This is a genomic window from Streptomyces sp. NPDC006332 (assembly GCF_040612855.1).
Taxonomy (GTDB): domain Bacteria; phylum Actinomycetota; class Actinomycetes; order Streptomycetales; family Streptomycetaceae; genus Streptomyces.
Map to the genome: position 1 here is coordinate 61,670 of NZ_JBEXRA010000009.1, position 22,344 is coordinate 84,013.

The 22,344-nt window shown below is 70.8% G+C and carries 21 protein-coding genes; 11 read left to right on the plus strand and 10 right to left on the minus strand.

Features of this window, described 5'->3' with window-relative positions; genetic code table 11:
* The first annotated feature begins 3 nt into the window (after positions 1-3).
* Positions 4-1,146, plus strand: a complete 1,143-nt coding sequence (locus tag ABZ027_RS10930; protein ID WP_356766630.1) for an acyl-CoA dehydrogenase family protein — start codon at positions 4-6, stop codon at positions 1,144-1,146.
* On the plus strand, positions 1,143-2,165 hold the full coding sequence (locus tag ABZ027_RS10935; protein ID WP_356766632.1) for a TIGR03617 family F420-dependent LLM class oxidoreductase: 1,023 nt from the start codon (positions 1,143-1,145) through the stop codon (positions 2,163-2,165). Before ABZ027_RS10930 ends, ABZ027_RS10935 begins: the two co-directional genes overlap by 4 nt.
* A 44-nt stretch (positions 2,166-2,209) precedes the next feature.
* On the opposite strand, the gene ABZ027_RS10940 is transcribed toward ABZ027_RS10935, so the two are convergent.
* From ABZ027_RS10940 to ABZ027_RS10965, 6 genes are all read right to left on the minus strand, one after another.
* A complete protein-coding gene (locus ABZ027_RS10940) occupies positions 2,210-2,968 on the minus strand; it encodes an FCD domain-containing protein (protein ID WP_356766634.1) in 759 nt (252 codons plus the stop codon).
* A 5-nt stretch (positions 2,969-2,973) separates the two neighbouring features.
* A complete protein-coding gene (locus tag ABZ027_RS10945; RefSeq protein WP_356766636.1) occupies positions 2,974-3,375 on the minus strand; it encodes an OB-fold domain-containing protein in 402 nt (133 codons plus the stop codon).
* A complete protein-coding gene (locus tag ABZ027_RS10950; RefSeq protein ID WP_356766638.1) occupies positions 3,372-4,571 on the minus strand; it encodes a thiolase family protein in 1,200 nt (399 codons plus the stop codon). The genes ABZ027_RS10945 and ABZ027_RS10950 overlap by 4 nt, the downstream gene beginning before the upstream one ends.
* Positions 4,528-6,159 (minus strand): AMP-binding protein, encoded by a 1,632-nt coding sequence (locus tag ABZ027_RS10955; RefSeq protein WP_356766640.1) that lies wholly within the window; start codon positions 6,157-6,159, stop codon positions 4,528-4,530. Before ABZ027_RS10955 ends, ABZ027_RS10950 begins: the two co-directional genes overlap by 44 nt.
* Positions 6,160-6,187: 28 nt before the next feature.
* Complete coding sequence (locus ABZ027_RS10960) at positions 6,188-7,678, minus strand: aldehyde dehydrogenase family protein (RefSeq protein ID WP_356766642.1); 1,491 nt, start codon at positions 7,676-7,678, stop codon at positions 6,188-6,190.
* 93 nt (positions 7,679-7,771) lie between these two features.
* Positions 7,772-8,914 carry an acyl-CoA dehydrogenase family protein gene (locus tag ABZ027_RS10965; RefSeq protein WP_356766644.1) on the minus strand — a complete coding sequence of 381 codons (1,143 nt, stop codon included), beginning with the start codon at positions 8,912-8,914 and terminating at the stop codon, positions 7,772-7,774.
* Positions 8,915-8,999: 85 nt separating this feature from the next.
* Between ABZ027_RS10965 and ABZ027_RS10970 the strand changes: the two genes are divergently transcribed.
* The 6 genes from ABZ027_RS10970 to ABZ027_RS10995 all read left to right on the plus strand — a co-directional run bounded on the left by ABZ027_RS10970 (position 9,000) and on the right by ABZ027_RS10995 (position 14,402).
* On the plus strand, positions 9,000-9,755 hold the full coding sequence (locus ABZ027_RS10970) for a 3-oxoacyl-ACP reductase family protein (protein ID WP_356766646.1): 756 nt from the start codon (positions 9,000-9,002) through the stop codon (positions 9,753-9,755).
* 10 nt (positions 9,756-9,765) lie between these two features.
* Complete coding sequence (locus tag ABZ027_RS10975) at positions 9,766-10,536, plus strand: enoyl-CoA hydratase/isomerase family protein (RefSeq protein ID WP_356766648.1); 771 nt, start codon at positions 9,766-9,768, stop codon at positions 10,534-10,536.
* 32 nt (positions 10,537-10,568) lie between these two features.
* Entirely contained in the window at positions 10,569-11,723 is a 1,155-nt protein-coding gene (locus ABZ027_RS10980; protein WP_356766650.1) for a CoA transferase, read from the plus strand.
* 23 nt (positions 11,724-11,746) lie between these two features.
* Complete coding sequence (locus ABZ027_RS10985; protein ID WP_356766652.1) at positions 11,747-12,658, plus strand: SDR family NAD(P)-dependent oxidoreductase; 912 nt, start codon at positions 11,747-11,749, stop codon at positions 12,656-12,658.
* Positions 12,655-13,173, plus strand: coding sequence for a DoxX family protein (locus ABZ027_RS10990; protein ID WP_356766653.1), 519 nt, complete (start codon positions 12,655-12,657; stop codon positions 13,171-13,173). Before ABZ027_RS10985 ends, ABZ027_RS10990 begins: the two co-directional genes overlap by 4 nt.
* 71 nt (positions 13,174-13,244) lie before the next feature.
* Positions 13,245-14,402: an acyl-CoA dehydrogenase family protein gene (locus ABZ027_RS10995; RefSeq protein ID WP_356766655.1), complete on the plus strand. Its 1,158-nt coding sequence runs from the start codon at positions 13,245-13,247 to the stop codon at positions 14,400-14,402.
* A gap of 63 nt (positions 14,403-14,465) precedes the next feature.
* Here ABZ027_RS10995 and ABZ027_RS11000 read toward each other — a convergent pair whose 3' ends face one another.
* A complete protein-coding gene (locus tag ABZ027_RS11000) occupies positions 14,466-15,575 on the minus strand; it encodes a glycoside hydrolase family 76 protein (RefSeq protein ID WP_356766657.1) in 1,110 nt (369 codons plus the stop codon).
* 180 nt (positions 15,576-15,755) lie between these two features.
* The gene (locus ABZ027_RS11005) at positions 15,756-16,529 is read right to left on the minus strand and encodes a DeoR/GlpR family DNA-binding transcription regulator (RefSeq protein WP_356766659.1); all 774 of its coding nucleotides are present in this window, start codon (positions 16,527-16,529) and stop codon (positions 15,756-15,758) included.
* A 229-nt stretch (positions 16,530-16,758) separates the two neighbouring features.
* On the opposite strand from ABZ027_RS11005, the gene ABZ027_RS11010 reads away from it, so the two are divergent.
* Genes ABZ027_RS11010 through ABZ027_RS11020 form a run of 3 tightly spaced genes read left to right on the plus strand, consistent with a single transcriptional unit; the run spans position 16,759 to position 19,918 of the window.
* Positions 16,759-18,144, plus strand: a complete 1,386-nt coding sequence (locus ABZ027_RS11010) for an extracellular solute-binding protein (protein ID WP_356766661.1) — start codon at positions 16,759-16,761, stop codon at positions 18,142-18,144.
* A gap of 8 nt (positions 18,145-18,152) precedes the next feature.
* On the plus strand, positions 18,153-19,100 hold the full coding sequence (locus tag ABZ027_RS11015) for a sugar ABC transporter permease (protein WP_356766663.1): 948 nt from the start codon (positions 18,153-18,155) through the stop codon (positions 19,098-19,100).
* On the plus strand, positions 19,097-19,918 hold the full coding sequence (locus ABZ027_RS11020; RefSeq protein WP_356766665.1) for a carbohydrate ABC transporter permease: 822 nt from the start codon (positions 19,097-19,099) through the stop codon (positions 19,916-19,918). The genes ABZ027_RS11015 and ABZ027_RS11020 overlap by 4 nt, the downstream gene beginning before the upstream one ends.
* A gap of 49 nt (positions 19,919-19,967) precedes the next feature.
* On the opposite strand, the gene ABZ027_RS11025 is transcribed toward ABZ027_RS11020, so the two are convergent.
* Both ABZ027_RS11025 and ABZ027_RS11030 read right to left on the minus strand, forming a co-directional pair.
* A complete protein-coding gene (locus ABZ027_RS11025; RefSeq protein WP_356766667.1) occupies positions 19,968-21,083 on the minus strand; it encodes an acyl-CoA dehydrogenase family protein in 1,116 nt (371 codons plus the stop codon).
* Entirely contained in the window at positions 21,080-22,339 is a 1,260-nt protein-coding gene (locus tag ABZ027_RS11030; RefSeq protein WP_356766669.1) for an acyl-CoA dehydrogenase family protein, read from the minus strand. Before ABZ027_RS11030 ends, ABZ027_RS11025 begins: the two co-directional genes overlap by 4 nt.
* Positions 22,340-22,344 lie beyond the last annotated feature (5 nt).

Below are 22,344 nucleotides of genomic sequence, written 5' to 3' on the forward strand. Positions count from 1 at the left end.
GTCATGGACTTCGCCTTCAGCGCGGAGCAGGAGGAACTGCGGCGCACGGTACGGGCGTTCCTCGCCGACACCTCGCCCGAGACCGAGGTACGCCGGCTGATGGAGACGCCGGAGGGCTTCGACCGGGGATTGTGGCGCCGGATGGGGACCGAACTCGGCCTCCAGGGGCTGGCCGTCCCGGAGGAGTACGGCGGGGCGGGGTGCGGGCCGGTCGAAATGGGCGTGGTGCTCGAGGAGACGGGCCGGGCCCTGCTCTGCGCGCCGTTCCTGTCCTCGGCCGTGCTGGCTACGACCACGCTGCTGCGCTCGGCCGACGAGGACGCCCGCAAGCGGCTGCTGCCGGGCCTGGCCTCCGGCGAGCTCGTCGCGACCCTGGCCCTGACCGAGGACTCCGCCCGCTGGGACGCGGCGGGCGTGCACCTCACCGCCCGTGAAAGCAACGGGAGTTGGCTGCTGACGGGACACAAGACCTTCGTCCTCGACGGTGCCGCCGCCGACGTCGTCCTCACCGTGGCCCGTACCGACGACGGCATCGGAGTGTTCTGGGTGGACTCGGACGCGGCCGGCCTGTCGCGTGAGCCGCTGCCCACGATGGACCCGACCCGCCGCCAGGCCCGCCTCGACTACCGGGACGTACCGGCGACCCGGCTGCGTACGCGCGGCGGCGGCTGGGAGCTGGTCTCGGAGGTCCTCGACCGGGCCGCGGTGGCGCTGGCCGCCGAGCAGGTCGGAGTGGCCTCCCGGGCGCTCGACATGGCGGTGGACTACGCCAAGGTGCGCCACCAGTTCGGGCGGGCCATCGGCTCCTTCCAGGCCGTGAAGCACCTTCTCGCCGACGTCCTCCTGGAGGTGGAGTCGGCGCGTGCCGCCGCGCACTACGCGTCGCTCGCCGCCGCGGGCGAGGACCCGGAACTGCCCGCCGTGGCGAGCCTGGCCAAGGCCTTCTGCTCCGACGCCTGTCTGCGGGCGACGGAGCAGAACATCCAGGTGCACGGCGGCATCGGCTTCACCTGGGAGCACCCGGCCCACCTGTATCTGAAGCGGGCCAAGACGTCACAGCTGCTGTTCGGAGACCCGGCCCACCACCGGGAACTGCTGGCACAGCGCATCGGTCTGGACACGGTCACAGTCGAAGGAGCGGCATGAAGGTCGACGGCAAGCTCAATGTGTGGGGCACCACCGAGGTGGTCGAGGAGGCCCGGCACCACGAGAAGGCCGGCTACGACGGCCTGTGGGCCTCGGAGTCCAAGCACGACCCCTTCCTGCCGCTGCTGCTCGCGGCCGAGCACACCGACCGGCTGGAGGTGGGTACGGCCATCGCGGTCGCCTTCGCCCGCTCCCCCATGCAACTCGCGTACACCGCACACGACTTGCAGAGCTACTCCGGCGGGCGGTTCGTCCTCGGCCTGGGCAGCCAGATCAAGCCGCACATCGAGCGGCGCTTCTCGATGCCGTGGAGCCGGCCCGCGGCCCGGATGCGGGAGTACGTGAGCGCGCTGCGGGCCGTCTGGGCCGCCTGGAACGAGGGCGAGAAACTCGACTTCCGCGGTGACTTCTACTCGCACACCCTGATGTCGCCCTTCTTCTCTCCCCCGCCCGCGCCGGGCGGTGCGCCCAAGGTGTTCGTGGCCGCGGTCGGGGAGGCGATGACCCGGGTGGCGGGCGAGGTCGGCGACGGGCTCCTCGCGCACGGCTTCACCACCGAGCGGTATCTGCGGGAGGTGACCCTGCCGACGGTGGAGACGGGGCTGGCTGCCTCCGGCCGCACCCGTGCCGACTTCTCCCTCTCCCATCTGCTGCTCACCGCGACCGGCCGCACCGAGGAGGAGATGGCCCGCGCGGTGGACGGCACGCGCCGCCAGATCGCCTTCTACGGCAGCACACCCGCCTATCGCGGCGTGCTGGAGCTGCACGGCTGGGGCGAACTCGGCGACGAACTCCACGCGTTGTCCAAGTCGGCCCGCGAGGACAAGTGGGAGGCGATGGGCCGGCTCGTCGACGACGAGGTGCTCGACACCTTCGCGGTGGTGGCCGAGCCCGACCGGGTGGCGTCCGAGATCCGGCGCCGGTACGGATCGCTGGTCGACCGGGTGTCGTTCTACACGGCGTACGAGATCGACGCGGAGGTGTGGGAGCCGATCGTGCGGGAGTTGCGCACGGCCTAGTGTCGCGACAGACAACGTTCGCCCCGTCGCGGCACCGGTGACGCTCAGCCGAGCAGGTCCAGGACCGTCGTCATGGACCTGTTCTGCAGGAGGTAGTCCTCGGCCTCCTGGAGGTGCAGGCGCCACAGTTCCTCGGCGGCCTCGGTCCGGCGGGCGGCCACCAGGTCGACCAGCGCGCCGTGGGCACGGAAGCCCCGGCGGTTGGCACGGACGTTCTCGGGGCTGCCGGCGTCGAGGTCGACGTGGGACCAGTTCGCCTGGTCGATGATGTGCCGGACCATGCCGTTGAGGACGCTGAGCGTCTCGTTGCCCGCCAGTTCGACGACGAGGGCGTGGAACTCCATGTGGGCGCGGATGAAGGCCGACGGGTCGTCCATGAGCCCCTCGGCCTCGGCCACGGCGGCCCGCAGCCGCTCCAGGTCCTGGTCTGTGCGGCGCTCGGCCAGCAGCCCGGCGCACGGCGCCTCGATGACCGTACGGGCGTCGTAGACGTCCTTGAGGGTCGTGCCCCGGTACTCCAGGACGACCCCCGCGTAGCGTGCGGCCACCGTGCCCTCCGGGACCTGCACCCGCGCCCCGCCCCGGGCACCCCGGCGCACGGTGATCAGCGACTCCGACTCCAGCACCCGGAACGCCTCGCGCAGCGTCGGCCGGGACACGGCGAACTCCGCCATCAGCGCCGTCTCGGCGGGCAGCGCCTCGCCCTCCGCGAGTTCCCCGCGCACGATCTTGCGGCGGAGCTGCGCCGCCACCAGCTCGGCCATCTTGGGGACCCGCACCGGCGTGTTCGCCACGGCGTCCATCTCCTTCAGTCACCCGCATCCGGTACGAAGTACGGCAGTGTGATCTCGTCGGTGAGCGGGCGGAAGTCCACCCGGACGCGCATGCCGACGACGACCTCGTCCGGGTCGCCCGCGTCGACGTGGGACAGCAGGGTGCCGCCGTCGTCCAGATCGATCACGGCCAGCGCGAAGGGCGTGTCGAACCCCGGCCCCGGCGCGCGGTGCACCACCGTCACCGAGTAGACCGCGCCCCGGCCCCCGCTGGGCGCGTACCGCCAGTCCTCCGCCAGGCATCCGGGACAGGCGCGTTCGGGGGCGAAGAAGCGCAGGCCGCAGCTCGGGCAGTGCGGGATGACGAGGTCACCGCGCCGGGCGGCGTCCCAGAACGGCCGGGACAGCTCGGTGGGGGCGGGTACGGGCCGGTTCATCCCATCCTCCCGAGCACGCTCATCTCGTAGTGCTGCGCGCCCGAGCCGGCGTTGCCGACGACCGCCAGCTCGGCGCCCTCCACCTGGTGCACCGCGTTGCCGCGCAACTGCCGTACGGCCTCGACGACCTTGAGTGTCATCTGCTGCGTCCCGTTCCAGGCGTACGACAGACAACCGCCGTCCGGATTGACGGGATGCTTGCCGCCGACGGCGATCGCGCCACTGGCCGCCAGCGGTCCGCCCTCGCCCTCGCCGCACAGACCGAGGACCTCCAACTGCCGGATGATCTCGAAGGAGTTGGGGTCGTAGAGGGAGAAGACGTCCACGTCGTGCGGGCTGACGTCGGCCATGGCGTAGGCGCGAGTGGCGGCGTCCCGGCCGATCTGCCCGACCTCCCGGTACAGCGCCGGGTTGGCGTACGCGGCCTGGTGGTACTCCATGCCGCCGCCGAGCACGGCGACGGGCGGGTGCGGCAGGTCGCGGGCCCGTTCGGCGGTGGTCACCACGAGGGCCGCGCCGCCTTCGCCCACGATGCAGCAGTCCAGCAGGTGGAAGGGCGTGGCGACCATCCGGGAGGCGAGCACGTCGTCGGCGGTGTACGGGCCGCGGCCGTACATCATCGCCTCCGGGTTGGTGGTGCCGTTGTTGCGGATCGTGGCGGCGACCTCCGCGAGCTGGCGGGAGGTCGTGCCGTACTCGTGCATGTGCCGGGCCGCGACCAGGGCGAACTGGGCCACGACATAACTGCCCCAGACGTCGGCGAACTCCAGCGGCACCCCTGCCCCGACGGGGCCCGCCCCGCGCGATACCAGCTTGCAGCCGCCGACGACGACGGTGTCCGCGAAACCGGCCCGGACGGCCGCGGCCGCCTTCAGCAGGCCTCGCGAGCCCGCGTTGTCGAGCATGGAGTCGCTGGTCCAGCGCAGGTCCCGGCCGAGCACGCGGGCCCAGGAGCTGCCCTCGCCGGGGACGCCGCCGGGGCCGGGCCAGTCGACCTGGGCGCCGTCGATGTCCGCCGGCGTCAGCCCGGCGTCGTCGATCGCGCCCCGCACCGCTTCGAGGGCGAGGCCCATGGCGTCGCGGTCCGGCAGGGACAACGCCTGCTCGGTGGCGTACACGCCGACGATCACGGGCCGGCGGGCGTTCACGGTGTCACCGTCCCGCGCCGAGGGTGTCGCCACCGGGGTAGCCGCCACCGCCGAAGCGTTCGTCGAGCGCCTCGTAGTCCTTGGCGAAGTCCTTGGTGCGAGGCAGCGCGTCTACAAACTCCACCGTCTTCGGTTTCTTGTACGAGGCGATCCGCGCCCGGCAGTGCTCGATGAGGTCCTCGGCGGTGACCGGGCCGGCGGCCGGGTGGAGCACCACGACGGCCTTGACGTCCTGGGCCCAGCGTTCGTTGGGCACGCCGATGACGGCGGCCTCCTTCACCGCCGGGTGCGACTCGACGCAGTTCTCCACCTCGGCCGGGAAGATGTTCTCGGCCGCCGACTTGAGCATGCGGGTGGTCGTGCCGAGGAAGCTGATGGTGCCGTCCGGCTCACGCCGTCCGAGGTCGGTGGTGTGCCACCAGCCGAAACGGAAGCGCTCCTCGTTGATCTCGGGACGGTTCCAGTAGCCGAGGTGCACGAGGTCGCCCCGCACGCAGATCTCACCGGCCTCCCCCACCGCGCACTCCTGACCGGCGCCGTTCAGGACGCGTACGGCGGTGGCGGGGCCCGGGCGTCCCGCGTTGCCGGTGCCCGTCCCGCCGTAGGCGCCGGTCACCGCGAAGCCGGTCACCTCCGTCTGGCCGTAACCACGGCCCTCTCCGCCACCGTTGCGGGTGAAACGGCTCTGGTCGGTCGGTACGGTGCCCTGCCACAGCGGGGCGGCGACGCTCGCCCGCAGGTGGGAGAGGTCGTGCCCGGCCTCGCGGTTCAACGCGACGAGCTGTGCGATGGTCGGGGGCATCAGATAGGCGTGCGTGCACTGTTCCGCCGCCAGCAGCGGGAGCAGTTCCTCGGCGACCACACGGCGGACGATCACGTTCTTGCCGCCGTGCACGAACGCCGGAACGCCCCAGAACTGGTAGTTGCCGATGTGGAACATCGGTCCGGCGCCGAGGAAGGCGGTCTCCGTGCCGATGTCCCCCATCCAGGCGGCGCTCGCGCCCATCGCGAGCAGGTTGCGGTGCGAGAGCATCGAGCCGGACTGCCGTCCGGAGATCGCGGCGGTGTAGATGACCAGCAGCGCGGAGTCCGGGTCGACGTCGGTGTCCGGGTCCTCGGGTGATCCGGAGGCCAGGAAGGACTCGTAGGAGTCGGTGTCGGTGGCGCCCACGGCGCTCACCGCGCTCTCGATGTCATGCCGCAGCCACAACGCCCGGTGGTCGCCGCCGAGTTCGGCCCTGGCCTTGCGGACGGTGTCGCCGATCTCCTCGTCCTGCCAGACGACCACCCGGGGGTCGAAGTCCTCGATGGCGAACGCCATTTCGGGGGCGGCCCAGCGCCAGTAGCCGGGGCACACCATGGCACCGACCTTCGCGGCGGCACCCAGCAGCTCCCAGATCCGGAAGGAGTTCTGCCCCAGCCACAGGATCCGGTCACCGGCTCCGACGCCCGCGCCGGTCAGGGCGTTGGCCAGCCGGTTGGTGCGCTCGTCCAGTTGCGGCCAGGTGAGCCGGACGTAGCCGTCGACGAGCGCGGTGCCCTCGGGGAAGGACCTTCGGTGCTCGCGGATGGTGTCGCCGAACGTCAGACGGCGGGCGCGCAGACCCGAGGGGTGCCCGCCGGGGGAACTGTGCATGGTCGTGGCTCCAGAAGGTGAGAGGTCGTCAGACGCGGCCGATACCCACGCCCTTGACGTTGATGAACTCGTCCAGCCCGGCCTTGCCGCCCTCCCGGCCGAACCCGCTCACGCCGACACCGCCGAACGGCGTGGCGGGCGAGGTGATCGGGTTGGGGCCGGGGTTGACGTACACCGTGCCGGCCTTCAGGCGAGGCACCAGACGGTTCACGCGGGCGATGTCGCGGGACTGGATGTAGGCGGACAGGCCGTACTCGGTGTCGTTGGCGAGGGCGACGGCCTCGTCCTCGGTGTCGAAGGGGGTGATGGCGAGCACCGGGCCGAAGACCTCCCGCTGCGCGAGGTCGCTGCGGTTGTCGACGTCCGCGAAGACCGTCGGGGAGACGAAGTAGCCGTCCGTGTCGAGGTGTTCGCCGCCGTACACGAGCCGGCCCGCACCACTCTCGACCGCCTTGTCGATCACACCCTGGACACGGTCACGGGCGGCCGCGTCGATGAGGGGGCCGATGTACGTGTTCGGGTCGAGCGGGTCGCCGACCGGCAGGTGGGCCACCACGCCGGTGACGCGCGCGACGACCTCGTCGTGGATCGTCCGCTCAACCAGCAGCCGGGTGGGCAGTGCGCAGCCCTGGCCGCTGTTGCTCATGGCGAAGGCGGCGCAGTACGGCACGACCGTGTCCAGGTCGGTGTCGGCGAAGAGCAGGTTGGCGGACTTGCCGCCGAGTTCGAACAGGACGGGTTTGAGGCTCGGCGCCGCGGCGGCCATGATGCGGCGTGCGGTGGCGGGTCCCCCAGTGAAGGAGATCTTGTCGACGCCCGGATGCGTCACCAGGGCCGATCCCGCGTCGCCGAGTCCGGTGACGACGTTGATGACACCCTCGGGGATGCCCGCCTCATGGGCCAGGTCGGCGAAGAGCAGCGCCGAGAACGGGGTCGACTCGGCGGGTTTGATGACCACGGTGTTCCCGGCGGCGAGCGAGGGCGGGACCTTCATCGCCAGCGACAGCGCGGGTGAGTTCCAGGTGATGATGTGGCCGATGACGCCGTACGGCTCGGCGATGGTGTACTCGACGTTCTCGTGCGGGCTGTAGGCCGCGCCCACCATGCCCTCGATCTTGTCGGCCCAGCCGGCGTAGTACTCGGTCCACTCGGCGACGTGCGGCCCGACGTTCGAAGCCCAGCCGCCGACGCAGACGCCGTTCTCCAGCGGGCAGATCGCCGCGAAGTCGGGGATGTGGTCGCGCAGCAGTCCGGCGAAGCGGGTCAGCAGCCGGCGGCGCTCGGCGGGCCGCATGGTGCCCCACACCTCGAAGGCCTGGCGTGCGGCGGCGACGGCCCGGTCCACCTCGGCGGCTCCCGCGAGCGGAATCCGTGCCTGGACCAGACCGGTCGCCGGGTTCCGGTGCTCGTGGACGCCGCCACTGGCGTCGGTGATGTCCTTGCCGCCGATCACCAACCGCGGCTGCGGCAGGTCATGCTCGGCTCTGTCCTGGTGCAGCTTCACGTCCACCGTGACCACGGATGCCTCCTCGAACCGACCCACCCCGCATCTCGCTTAAATAGATAACCTATTTAGCCTTGGTTATCAATGAGCGGAACGAGCGAGGTCACCTCACAGCCCCAGGGACCGTCCGATGATCTCCTGCATGATCTCCGACGTCCCGCCGAACACCCGCTGCACCCGGCTGTCGCGCCAGATGCGGGCGATCTCGTACTCGTTGACGTAGCCGTAGCCTCCGAAGAGCTGCATGCAGCGGTCGATGACCGCCCAGCCGGTCTCCGAGGTCCAGTACTTGGCCGCGGCGGCCTCCTCGGAGGTCAGCTCGCCGTGGACCAGGGCCAGGATGCAGCCGTCCACGTAGACCCGGGCGGCCCCCAGCTTGGCCTTGATGTCGGCGAGGGCGAAGCGGTTGGCCTGGAACTCGCCGATCGGCTGGCCGAACGCGGTGCGGGTCTTCGCGTACTCCAGCGCCAGCTCGTAGGCCCGCTCGGCCGAGGCCAGCGAGGCGACGGCGATGGCGAGGCGCTCGGTGGGGAGGTTGCCCATCATGTGGTAGAAACCGCGCCCTTCCTCACCGATGAGGTTCTCGGCGGGGACGCGGACCTCGTAAAAGAAGAGTTCGGCGGTGTCCTGGGCCTTCATCCCGACCTTGTCGAGCTTGCGCCCGCGCTCGAAGCCCTCGGCGCCTCGCTCGACGACGATCAGGCTGATGCCCTTGTGTCCGGCGTCCGGGTCGGTCTTGCAGGCGACGATGACCAGGTCGGCCAGGATGCCGTTGGTGATGAAGGTCTTGGAGCCGTCGATCACCCACTCGTCGCCGTCCCGGCGGGCCGTGGTGCGGATGCCCTTGAGGTCGGAGCCGGCGGACGGCTCGGACAGGGCGAGCGCGCAGATCGTCTCGCCACTGGTCACCCCGGGCAGCCAGCGAGCCTTCTGCTCCGGGGTGGTCAGGTGTGCCAGATACGGGGGGATGACGTCGTTCTGCAGCCCGAGCCCGATGCCGACCGAGCTGGTGGCGGCCATCTCCTCCGCCATGATCGCGTTGTAGCGGAAGTCCCAGATGCCCTGACCGCCGTACTCCTCCGGGAACTGCCAGCCGATGAGCCCGGCCTTGCCGGCGGCCGCCCACGCGGCCCGGCTCACCTGCCCCGCACGCTCCCACTCCTCCGCGTACGGGGCGCATTCGCGCAGGTAGTAGGAGCGGGCGGTGTCCCGGAACAGCTCGTGCTCCTCGGTGAAGATCGTACGGCGCATGCTCGACTCCGCTCACGCATCTCGCTTATTTAGCTGAAGTAGTTATACGATAGCGCTGTATCGGGACCAGGGCGAGGGAGGGCGCGTGAGCGTACGGGACAAGGTGGCACTCGTCACCGGAGCGGGCCGCGGCATCGGCGAGGCGATCGCCGACCGACTCGCCGCCCAGGGGGCCGCGGTCGCCGTCTGCGATGTGGACACGGAGGCGGCCGGGAAGGTCGCCGCCCGGCTCACGGAGCGGTACGGGGTGCGCTCGGCGGCCGTCGGCGCGGACATCTCCGACAGCGCTGCCGTGCGTGACGCGGTCGCCCAGGTGACCGGCGAGCTCGGCCCGGTGGAGGTCCTGGTCAACAACGCGGCCATCGACGTGATCGGCCGCTTCGTCGACAGCGCCGAGGAGACCTGGGACCGGATCATCTCGGTCAACCTGCGCGGCACCATCACGGTGACCCGGGCCGTCCTTGACTCCATGATCGAGCGTGGCGGCGGCCGGATCGTGCACATCGCCTCGGACGCCGGCCGGGTCGGCTCGTCCGGGGAGGTCGTGTACTCCGCGACGAAGGGCGGGATCATCGCCTTCGGCAAGGCGCTGGCCCGCGAGGTCGCCCGGCACGGCATCACCGTGAACAGCGTCTGCCCCGGACCGACCGACACCGCGCTGCTCGGGCAGGTCGCCGAGTACAGCCAGAAGATGTACGACGCCACCGTGCGGGCGATCCCGCTGCGCCGCGTCGCCCGGCCCGCCGAGATCGCCGACGTGGTGGTCTTCCTCGCGTCCGACGACGCCGCCTACATGACCGGGCAGACGCTCTCGGTCAGCGGCGGCCTCACGATGGTCTGAGGTGAGCTGCGTGCTGCGCGTCGAACTCCGCGACCGGATAGCCGTGTTGACCCTGGACCGGCCGGAACGGCTCAACGCCGTCGGCTCCGCCACCGTCGAGCGACTGCGGCAGGCCCTCGACAACGTACGTGACAACGGCGACGTACGCGCGCTGGTCCTGACCGGAGCGGGCCGGGCCTTCTCGGCCGGCGCCGACCTCGGGGAGATCGAGTCGTTCACCGCCCCCGGGCAGTTCCGTGCCTTCGTGGGGCGGCTGACTGAGACGTTCGCGCTGCTGGAGGACTTCCCGAAGCCCTCGGTCGCCGCCATCCATGGATTCGCCTTCGGCGGCGGCCTGGAGCTGGCGCTCGCCTGTGACCTCAGGGTGGCGGAGCGGGGCACCCGGCTCGGGCTGCCGGAGATGAAGCTCGGCGTCCTGCCGGGTGCGGGCGGCACGCAGCGGCTGCCGCGTCTGGTGCCGCCCGCGATCGCCAAGCAGATGATCCTCACCGGCGAACCCATCGACGCCGAGCGGGCCCGGGAACTGGGTCTGGTCAACGAACTGGCCGAGCCCGGCACCGCGCTCGCCGCCGCCGAGGCCCTGGCCCGCACGCTGGCCGCCGGGGCCCCACTGGCACTCGCTGCGGGCAAGCGGCTGATCGACTACGGCCTCGGCATGGACCTGGAGGCGGCGATCGCCTACGAGCGCGAGACCGTCTCGGTGCTGTTCTCGACCGAGGACCGCGTCGAGGGGCTGAAGGCCTTCCGGGAGCGCCGCCCGGGCGAGTTCCGCGGCGTGTGACCAACCGTCCCCGACAGATCTGGAGGTGTGCCGTGCGGCCACTGGAGGGCATCGCCGTCGTCGAGCTGGGCATGTGGGTGGCGGCGCCGGCCGCGGCCACCATGCTCGCCGACTGGGGCGCGGACGTGGTGAAGGTGGAGGCGCCGACCGGAGACCCCAACCGGTACACGCTGCGGCACGTAGGACAGGACATCGACAGCGCACCCCCGTTCGAGACCGACAACCGGGGCAAGCGCGGGATCGTGCTGGACCTGCGCTCACAGGACGGCAAGGACGCACTGACGCGGCTCCTGGAGCGCGCGGACGTGTTCGTCACCAACCTCCGCCCGGGCGCCCTGGAGCGGCTGGGCCTCGCACCGGACGAGCTGCGGGCCCGCCATCCCCGCCTGGTCGTCGGCACGTTGACGGGCTACGGCTGGACCGGCGCCGAACGTGACCGGGCGGGCTACGACGTGTCGGCCTTCTGGGCCCGGCCCGGGATCGCCGCCATGCTCAACCCGGCCGGTGAGCCGCCGCCCGGCATCCGGCCCGGCCTCGGTGACCGTACGGCCGCGTCCAACCTGGTCGCCGGGGTACTGGCGGCGCTGCTGCGCCGGGAACGCACCGGCGAGGGCGGCGTGGTCGACGTGTCGCTGCTGCGGTCCGGCACCTACGCCAACGGCAACGACCTCGCGCTGCAGAACTTCTTCGGCAGACGCGGCCGCACCCGCCACCGCACCGAGCACGAGTCCCCGCTCTACAACTCCTACCGGGCCGCCGACGACCGCTGGTTCTGGCTGGTGGGCCTGGAGGGCAACCGGCACTGGCCCGGCGTCGTCAAGGCGCTGGGCCGCGAGGACCTGGCCACCGACGAACGCTTCGCGACCGGCAAGGCCCGCCGCGGCCACGTGCGCGAACTGATCGCCGTGTTCGACGAGGAGTTCGCCGGGCGGCCGCTGGAGGAGTGGGCGGCACGGTTCGACGCCGAAGGTGTGTGGTGGGCGCCCGTGCAGACCCTCGCCGAGGTGGCCGCCGATCCGCAGGCGGAGGCGGTGGGGGCGTTCGTCGAACAGCCCGGCATGGGGGGTGCGCCGCCGCTGCGGACGGTGGCGACGCCGGTCAGCTTCTGGGGCGTCGACGACAAGCCGCACGCGGGCGCGCCGACGCTGGGCGAGCACACCGACGACATACTGCGCGAACTCGACTGAACTCATACATCTGGAGGTACGGCGTGGGCATCCTCGACGACAAGGTCGCCATCGTGACCGGCGGTGGCAGAGGGCTGGGCCGGGCACACTGTCTGGCTCTCGCCGAGGCCGGCGCCACCGTGGTGGTGAACGACCTCGGCTCCGGCGTGCACGGCGAACACACCGGCGACTCTCCGGCCGATGACGTCGTCACCGAAATCACCAAGCTGGGCGGCCGGGCGGTCGCGAACCACGCCTCGGTGACCGACTGGGTGGCGACCGAGGCCATGGTCGCGGACACCGTCGCGGAGTTCGGGCGCCTCGACATCGTGGTGAACAACGCGGGCATCGTGCGTGACCGGATGCTGTTCTCGATGACCGAGGCCGAGTTCGACGCCGTGATCGCGGTGCATCTGAAGGGCACCTTCGCGCTGACCCGGCACGCGTGCGCGTACTGGCGCGAGGCGTCGAAGCGGGGTGAGCGGGTGACCGGCCGCGTCATCAACACCACGTCCGGAACAGGCCTGTTCGGCAACCAGGGACAGTCCAACTACGGCGCCGCGAAGGCCGGGATCGCCGGGCTCACCGTCCTGACCGCCCTGGAGATGCGCAAGTACGGTGTCACCGCGAACGCCGTCTCACCTATCGCGGCGACCCGGATGACGGACGGCCTGGCCGTCGGCGCCTCCCTCCAGGCTGTCGACGGCTTCGACCCGCGCGATCCCGCCAACGCCTCCGGAGTCGTCGTCTACCTGGCCTCGGACAGCGCGGCCTGGCTCACCGGCCAGGTCCTGCGCGTCGAGGGCAACCGGCTGAACCGGCTCCAGGGCTGGACGGTCGCCGCCGTTCACCCCAGCGACTCCGGGCAGGCCCTCACCTACGACGAACTCGTCGACGCGGTACCGCGGTTGTACGGTGTCGCCCCCGCGGGCCGGGCCACCGGAGTCGGCCAGTGAGGGGCCACGACGCGGCGGCCCTCGTGCTGCGCGCGACGCTCGGCCCGATGCTCTTCGCCCACGGGTGGAACAAGGTCGCCGGTCCGGGCGGGCTGGAAGGGACGGCGGGCTGGTTCGAGGCGCTGGGCCTCGAACCGGCCGAGGTGCACGCCCGGATGGCCGCCGGGACCGAGATGGCGGCCGGGGCGGGCATCACCCTGGGCGCCGCGGGCCCGCTCCCCGCCGCGGCGGCCGTCGGCCTCATGACCGTGGCCGCGCGGACCGACCACCGCGGCAAGGGGTTCTTCGTCTTCAAGGGCGGCTGGGAGTACGTCGGTGTGGTGGGCGGCGCGGCCGTCGCACTGGCGGCGCTCGGCAACGGCCGGTACTCGCTCGACGGGCTGCTGCGGCGCCAACGCGCGGGCGTGGGGCCCGCGTTGCTGGCCGTCGGCATGGGCACGGCGAGCGCGGCAGCGCTGCTGGCGGTGTGCTACCGGCCCCGGCGGAAGCCGGACGAGACCCGAACAGATCACTGAACACCATCCAGATCAATCAAGCCCGGCGAAACCCAGCAGGGGCCATCAGGGCCATCTATCAAGGAGTCGACATGGACGCGGCTGACTTCAGCGCGGTGCTGTCAGAGGTCCGGCGCTTCGTCCGCGAACGCGTCGTGCCGGTCGAGGCGGAGATCGACGAGAAGGACGAGATGCCCGCGGACATCCGGGAGGCGGCCAAGGCGATGGGGCTGTTCGGCTTCGCGCTGCCCGAGGAGTACGGCGGGCTGGGCCTGTCGGCGTACGAGGAAGCCCAGCTGATGTTCGAGCTCGGGTACACCACTCCGTCCCTGCGCTCCATGTTCGGGACGAACAACGGCATCGCCGGGCACGTCCTGATGGTCGGTGGAACCGAGGAACAGAAGACTCAGTGGCTGCCGAGGATCGCCTCGGGCGAGGTATTGGCGTCGTTCGCGCTGACCGAGCCCGAAGCCGGTTCGGACCCGTCGACGCTGACCACACGCGCCCACCTCGACGGTGGGGAGTGGGTGATCAACGGCGCCAAGCGCTACATCACCAACGCCCCCCTGGCCGACGTCTTCATGGTCTTCGCCCGCACCGACCCCGACGCCCCGCGTACCCGCGGCATCTCCACCTTCCTGGTCCCGGCCGGCACCCCGGGGCTCACCGTGGCTCCCCGGGACCACAAGATGGGCCAGTTCGGCGCCTGGACGGCGGACGTGTACTTCGACGACGTACGCGTGCCCACCGAGGCGCTCGTCGGCGGCGCGGACGGCCTGAACCGCGGGTTCTCCACCGCGATGGGCTGCATCGCGCACGGGAGGGTGCACATCTCGGCGTTGATGGTCGGCATGGCCGAGCGACTGGTCGACGAGTCCGTGGCGTACGCGAGCACCCGCAAGCAGTCCGGGAAGCTCATCGGTTCCTTCCAGCTCGTCCAGGGCCTGATCGCCGACTCGATGACCGACTACTACGCGGGTCGCGCCACGGTCCTGGAGGCCGCCCGGCGCTTCGACTCCGGCGAGGACACGAAGATCGGTCCGTCCTGTACGAAGTACTTCGCGAGCGAGATGGTGTGGCGGGTCGCGGACCGGGCGGTACAGATCCACGGAGGTGCGGGCTACATGCGCGGGGTCGCCGTCGAGCGCTTCTACCGTGACGCCCGGCTGTTCCGCATCTACGAGGGCACCAGCCAGGTCCAGCAGGTCATCATCGCGAAGGCGCTGCTGGGAGAGGCCGCGCGGGCCTGACGGACGGGACGTCCCGCGTTCGAACCGTGCCGAACGCAGGACGTGTCCGGACGCAGGTCGTGGTCACAGGACCGCGGTGAGCAGCGACACGGCGGATTCCTGTCGGCCGATGGCGGCGCTGTCGAAGGGCCCCGCCCAGCTCAGCCCGTACTGATCGGAGCCGTTGCGGTCGTGCGCGTAGGCCGAGTCCGCCTGCGCGGTGAGGTAGGCCCGGTAGGGGCGTCCGGGAAGCAGGGCGTCCAACTCGTCGAGGTTGCGGGCGAAGATGCCCTTGAACGCGGCCTGGTCGGCGTTGCAGTCACCGGCCGGCTCGCAGGTCTCCGTCAGGATTCCCTGCGCGGACAGCGCCGGACTGGCGATCACCGCGTCAGTGATCTTCCTGCCCTCGGCGAGCAGTTGACGTTCGTGGGTGCCCCGGTACAGCTCGGCGAGCCCGCCCAGGACCACGCCCTGGTTGTACGTCCAGGTGGTACCGCCGTTGTTGGCACAGCCACCGCTCTGCGTGTTCAGACCGTCGTTGACGAGGTGGTCGGCGTTGATCATCCCGCTGTCGCTGAACCACTTCCACGCCTGGCGGGCGCGGTCCAGGTACACGGTGTCCTGCGGGATCCGGTTGTGCAGGGATGCGACGAGCTTGAAGTACAGCTCGTTGCTGATCGCGTTCTTGTACGTCTTCGCGGGCAGGTCCCACCAGATGCCGCCGCCGCAGGTGTCGTCCCAGTACTGGCGCATGTAGGCCTCGTCGGTCCGGGCGATGTCCAGGTACTGCTTGTCGCGGGTGAGGTCGTACATACGCACCATGGCGAGTGCCCACCAGCCGGTGTCGTCGGTGGAGTCCGCCCGGAAGTCGCCACCGCCCTGGGGCCACCAGTCCAGAGGCCGGCGCTGGAGCGCGATGGTGTTCTTGACCTCCGGCATGTACGTACGCGAGCCGGTCTTGTCCATGTAGTCGAGCAGCGCCTGGAGGGCGTTTCCCGACTGCCACCACGGAGAGTCGGGATCCCAGCGCCCGGTGGTCCGGTCGTAGAAGCCCATCATCGCGTCCACGGCCGCCTTTGCCTTGGCGCGGCTGGTGGCGGCGCCACCCGGGGCGGGGCCGGCCACGGCCTGGGCGGGCACCACGGCCCCCAGCAGGCAGAGGATGGCGGCGCAGACGATGCTGCCTGTGGTCATGCAGAGTCTTCGGATCCGTTCGGGCATGTCGCAAACTCCTTGCGAGAGGTGATGCCGGGGTGCCGATGCGCGGGTGCCGATGCCTGGATCAGGTGGCGAGACCTGGGAGCTCTGGGGGGGGTGGCTCTGGGACGGACTGGCTCTGGGCGGGCGTAGTGACGGTGTGTCAGTCAGCCCGTTTCAGGCGGTTAATACCTTTCCGCCCGCCTGACGGCAGAGCTGGAGCGCCCGGGGGTCGGCGCCGTCCGTGGTGACCAGGACGTCGATGTCGGACAGCGAGCACAGACGCAGGGACCCGGTGCCCGGGAACTTGGCCTCCGAGGCGACCAGGACCACCCGGTCGGCAGTCTCGATCATCGCGTGCTTGATGGGTTCCTCGACGGCCATGTCGTCCACCACATGGCCGTTGGCACGTACGCCCGTGCAGCTCAGGAACAGCATGTCGGCACTGACCTGGCGCAGTGCCCGCTCGGTGAGGGAACCCACCAGCGACTGGTAGTTGCGGCGCAGGACGCCGCCGAGCATCACCAGCCGGACCGTGTCGTCGTCGCGCAGCTCGTCGAGCACGGCCACGTTGCTGGTGACGACGGTGACCGGACGGCCCCGTAGCCGCCGTGCGATCAAGGGAGTGGTCGTGCCGATGTCCAGCACGACCACGCTTTCGTCGGCGACGAGGGCGGCGGCCCGCTCCGCCATCGCCTCCTTCATCGCCCGGTCGTGCGCGGCGGAGACATCGAACGGCTCCTCGTCGGCCGTGTTTTCCGCCGCCCCGCGCGGCGGCAGGGCGGCGCCGCCGTAGGTGCGCAGGAGCTCGCCGTCGCGGTCCAGCAGGGTCAGATCCCTGCGTATCGTCGACTGGCTGACCTGCAGCCGTTCGGCCAGTTCACGTACCGAGGCGACCCCTGTCGCCCGGAGCGCCTCTTTGATCTTCGCGTGCCGCTTGCTCGATGTCACGCAGCGAAAGTAGCACTCCATGCGCAACTTCAGTCATCTCTGAACGGAAACACTCATTTTACTGACCGAACCTTGTCAGACCCCTGCAAGAGTGCTCACAGTTGAGCACGTCGTGAAGGAGGCGACGTCAGGGAGGTCACCTCCGTGCTCGATGTGATCCGGGACGAGCAAGTCCGCCTCCCGAGGCCGCCCGTTCCCGGCCGACCAACCAGCACCAGGAGAACAGCCCATGAGCGACAGAACCCGCTCTGCGCGGCCCCGCCGACTCGCCACAGCCGTACTCGCCGTCGCCTGTCTTGCCACCGCGGCGGCCTGCGCGCCCGGGCCCAGCGGCGACTCGTCCAAGAACGCCACGAAGAACAGCGCGAGCCCGGTCTCCACCGACCCCGCGACCGCAGGCAAGGTCACCCTCACCGAGTGGGACCAGAACACCGACACGGGCACCAACGCCTCCACCGTGGCGCTCAACAAGGCGTTCATGAAGAAGTACCCGAACGTCACCATCAAGCGCGTCTCCCGCTCCTTCTCCGACCTCAAGACGACGCTGAAACTCGCACTGTCCTCGGACAGCCCCCCGGACGTCGTCCAGGCCAACCAGGGCTATCCCGACATGGGCGCCTTCGTGAAGGCCCAGCTCCTCCAGCCCGTCGACCGCTACGCCAAGACCTACGGCTGGAACACCGCCTTCCCGTCCCAACTGCTCGACCTGAACAAGTTCTCCACCGACGGAAAGACCTGGAAGACCGGCAGCCTGTACGGCGTCTCCCAGACCGGTGAGATCGTCGGCGTCTACTACAACAGGGCCAAGCTGAAGTCCCTCGGCCTCGCCGTGCCCACCACCCTCGCCCAGTTCGAGAGCGCGCTCGCGAAGGCCAAGACCTCCGGCCTGCTGCCCATCTCCTACGGTGACTCCGACAAGAGCCCCGGCATCCACATCTTCGGCGTCGTGCAGGCGGCCACCGCGGGCAAGACCGAGGTCCGGGGGCTCGTCTTCAACCAGGGCGGCGCGAAGTGGACCGACCCCGGGACCGTCAAGGCGGGCCAGACACTGCGCGACTGGGCCACCAAGGGCTACCTGACCGCCGGCTTCAACGGTCAGAGCGGTGACCAGGCGGCGGCAGCCTTCGCGCAGGGCAAGTCCCTGTTCCTGGTGGACGGCACCTGGCAGGCCGCCACGCTCGCCCCCAAGATGGGCCAGAACGTCGGCTTCACCGCGCTCAGTCCGAGCGCCGGAGCGTCCCCGCTCACCCAGGGCGGCGAGGGACTCGCCTGGGCCATCACCTCCAAGTCCAAGCACCCCGACGTGGCCGCCGCCTACCTCAACTTCCTCGTCGACCAGCACGGCATGCAGGTCTCCGCCGACAACGGCAACCTCCCCGCCCTCCCTCCCACCGGCTACCAGGCCCCCGCCGGCAGCGTCCAGGCCGATGTCCTCGCCCAGTGGAAGGCCGTCAGTGAGAAGGACGGCCTGCTGCCGTACCTCGACTACACCACCCCGACCTTCTACGACACACTCACCGCCGCGATACAGGAGTTGACGGCGGGACAGCTCACGCCGCAGAAGTTCGGCGACACGCTGCAGAGCGACTACTCCTCGTTCCAGCAGAGCAAATAAGGCCACCCATGGCTGTCACCGCACCCCGCCCGGACGCGCGCAAGCTCCCGGCCGGCGCCTCCCGCAGGCGCACGGCCGGGCGCCGTGACCGCGTCCAGTGGAAGGGCTACCTCTACGCCCTGCCCGCCCTGACCGTCCTCGCGGTCTTCCTGCTCGTCCCACTCGGTCAGCTCGTGCGGATCTCCCTCTACCACTGGGACGGCCTGTCGGCCTCCACCTGGGCGGGACTCGGCAACTACACCGAGATCGTCCACGATCCGCAGCTGCGGGCCTCCTTCGGCCACTCCTTCGTGCTCATCTTCTTCTTCGCCCTCGTCCCGATCGCCCTCGCCCTGGTCCTCGCCGCCGTCACCACCCGCGCCGCCAGGCTGCGCGGGGTGTCCGTCTTCCGGGCGGTGATCTTCCTGCCCCAGGTCGTGGCCATGGTCGTCACGGCCACCGCGTGGACGGCCGTCTACGCACCCGACGGCGTGCTCAACGAAGCACTGGACGGCCTCGGTCTGCACGACGTCACCCGCTCCTGGCTCGGCGACTTCGGTACCGCGCTGCCCGCCGTCGGACTCATCGGCACCTGGCTGGAGATCGGCCTGTGCCTGGTGCTGTTCATCGCCGGCATCGGCCAGATTCCCCGTGAGCTGTACGAGGCGGCCAAGGTCGACGGTGCCGGGGCGGTCCGGGAATTCTTCGCGGTCACTCTGCCGGGACTGCGCGGACAGCTCACGGTGGCGCTCACGCTCACCGTCATCGCGGCGCTGCGGACCTTCGACCTGGTGTACATCGCCACGCACGGCGGCCCGGGCAACGCCACCAGCCTGCCGGCCTTCGAGGTCTACAACCGGGCGTTCAACACCGGCCAGGTCGGCTCGGCCTGCGCGATCGCCGTCGCTTTGACCGGGGTGATCCTGCTCCTCACCTTCCTGATCACCAAGCTCCAGCCCGAGGAGGACGGATCGTGATCTCCCGGCGCGAACGCGCGCTGAACTACGCCGTCCTCACGGTCTTCGCCGCGCTGGCCCTCGTCCCGCTGGTCGGGGTGGTGGCCTCCTCGCTGACGCCGCCCGCACAGTCCTCCCCGACCTTCACCTGGCCGGACCACCTGGACTGGAGCAACTTCGCGACGGCATGGGCGCAGGGCCACTTCGCCACGTACCTGCGTTCCAGCCTGCTGGTCGCGGTGAGCGTCGTCCTGATCACGGGCGTACTGGCGATACTCGCCGGGTACTCCTTCGCGCGCTTCGACTATCCCGGCCGCTCGCTGCTGTTCTACGTCACTCTGGTGGGGCTCATGGTCCCGCCGGAGGCGTTCGTCATCCCCCTCTACTTCAACCTGCGCGATGTCGGTCTCACCGACTCGTACTGGTCGCTGATCCTCCCGCAGACCGCCCAGTCGCTGGCCTTCGGCGTCTTCTGGATGCGCAACTTCTTCCGCTCCGTACCGGCCGCGGTCATCGAGGCGGCGCGGCTCGACGGGGCGTCGGACTGGCGGGTGCTGTGGCAGATCCTCGTGCCCATCAGCCGTCCCGCGCTGCTCACCATGGCGATGCTCGTGTTCATGTGGACCTGGAACGAGTTCCTGCTTCCGCTCGTCATGATCACCGACGAGGGAAAGCGCACCGCGCCCCTGGGTCTGGCGTTCTTCCAGAGCGCGCACACCACGCAGTACTCCCTGCTGGCCGCGGCCTCCGTCATCGTCGCCCTGCCGGTCGTCGTCCTGTACGTCTTCCTGCAGCGGCACTTCATCTCCGGAATGCTGTCCGGTGCGGTGAAGGGGTGACCACAGCCGCGCAACGGTGACGATCGCGGGCCGAACCGCTCGGGAGACGTCAGATACCGAGCCGGTCCAACAGCCGCTCGTGGTACACCGCCGGGCCGCCGAACAGGAGTTGCGAGGACTTCGCCCGCCGGAAGTACAGGTGGGCGGGGTGCTCCCAGGTGAAGCCGATACCGCCGTGGACCTGGATGTTCTCCATGGCCGCGACCATGTACGCCTTGGAGCAGCAGGCGTGTGCCACCGCCGCGGCGACCGGGCACTCGGCCGAGCCCTCGGCGGCGAGCAGCGCGGCCTCCCGGCTCGCCGCCTCCGCCAGCTCCACCTGGACGAGCATGTCCGCGCACTTGTGCTTGATTGCCTGGAAGGAGCCGATGGGCCGGCCGAACTGCTCCCGGGTACGGGCGTGGTCCGCGCTCATCTCCAGGCATCTGCGTGCCCCGCCGGCCTGTTCGGCGGCCAGACCGATCGAGGCGATGTCCAGGACCCTGGCCATGACGCGCCCGCCCGCCCCGTCCGCGCCGATCAGCGTCGCGGGCACGGCGTCGAGGGTCAGCCGGGCCATCGCCCGGGTGGCGTCGAGGGTCTCCATCGAGGTGGCCGTGAGCCCGGTCGTCGCCCGGTCGACGGCGAAGAGCGAGGGGCCGGCGACGGTGCGGGCCACCACGAGCAGCAGGTCGGCCGTCGTACCGTCGATGACGAAGCTCTTGCGGCCGCTCACCGTCCAGCCGCCGTCGCCGTCCGGTACGGCGCGCGCGGAGATCAGGGCCGGGTCCCAGGAGCCGTCGTCCTCGGCGACGGCGAGGGTGGCCGTGGTCCGGCCGGCCGCGATACCGGGCAGGTGGCGCGCGCACGCTTCCTGGTCGCCGGAGGCCAGCAGCGCCTGGGCGGCGAGCACGACGGTGGCGAAGAACGGCGCGCACAGCAGGACGCGGCCCATCTCCTCCAGTACGACGCCGAGTTCGACCTGGCCGAAGCCGTCGCCGCCGTACTCCTCCGGGATCACCAGGCCCGGCAGTCGCAGCTGGTCGGCCGCCTGGGCCCAGACGGCGGGGTCGTAACGCGGTTCGCTCTCCATGAGCTTGCGCACGGCCTCCTCGGGTGACTTGGCGGCCAGGAACTCCCGTACCGAGGAACGCAGTTCCCGCAGTTCGCTCTCGTCCGCGGTCATGGCCGCACCTCCTTGGCAGCGGCGGCCACCGGCTCCTTGGGCAGGCCGAGTACACGTTCCGCGAGGATGTTCTTCATGATCTCCTCGGTGCCGCCGAGAATGCGCAACGCCGGGGTGGCCAGGAGCAGTTCGGACCAGGCGTACGTTCCCCACCGGCCGGTGTCGGCGATGATCTGGGGGCCGAGCACATCGGACACGAAGTGCGCGGCCCGGGTGAGGTTGTGGCCGTACATCAGCTTGGAGACGGACATCTCGGGGCCCGGTGTGCCCCCGCCGCGCAGGGTGCGCAGGGCGCGGGTGTTGAGGTGCTCGGTGGCCATGGCGTCCACCAGGAGGTCGGCGAGGCGGGCCCGCAGGGCGCGGTCGTCCCAGGTCCAGGTGGCGCGCATCAGGGCCGAGAGGCGGTCCGGGGACAGGGCGGCGGCGACCGGGCCCGCGCCCTCGCTGCCGACTGTGGCCCGCTCGTTCATCAGGGTGGTCAGGGCGACGCTCCAGCCGCCGTCGACCTCCCCGAGCCGGTGGTCGTCGGGAACCCGGACGTCGGTGAGGAAGACCTCGTTGAAGTCGGCGCCGCCGGTCATCTGACGCAGCGGTCTGACGTCGACGCCGGGGGCGTCCATGGGAACCAGGAAGGCCGTGATGCCCCGGTGCTTGGGTGCGTCGGGGTTCGTGCGGGTCAGGGCGACGCCGATCTGGCTGTGCTGGGCGACCGAGGTCCACACCTTCTGCCCGTTGAGCACCCAGTTCTCGCCCTCGCGGACGGCCCGGGTCGCCACGCTCGCCAGGTCGGATCCGGCGCCGGGCTCGCTGAACAGCTGGCAGGCGATGGCGTCACCGCGGTACAGGGCGGGCAACCAGCGGTCCTTGATGTGCGGCTGGGCGTGCGCCACGAGGGTCGGGCCGATCATGCCCAGGCCGATCACGCTGAGCACGCCGGTGTCGGCGACGTCGTAGTCGGACTCGACGGCGTCGTAGACCAGGTCGTGGACGGGACTCAGGCCCCGGCCGCCGTACTCGGGCGGGCCGGTGATCCAGCCGAAGCCGTTCTCGTGGCGGATCCGCTGCCAGGCGCGCGCCCGCCGCACGTGCTCGCGTTCCTCGTCGGGCGGGAGGCTGCTGAAGTACGCCATCGAGTCGTCGCCCTCGCCCCAGGTGAAGGCGGTGCGGTCGGGGGCCTTCGCCGCGTGCGCGTCGAGGAAGCGGCGCGCCTCGGCGGCGAAGTCCTGCAGGTCGTGCGGTTCGTGGAGCAAGCCCATGGCGG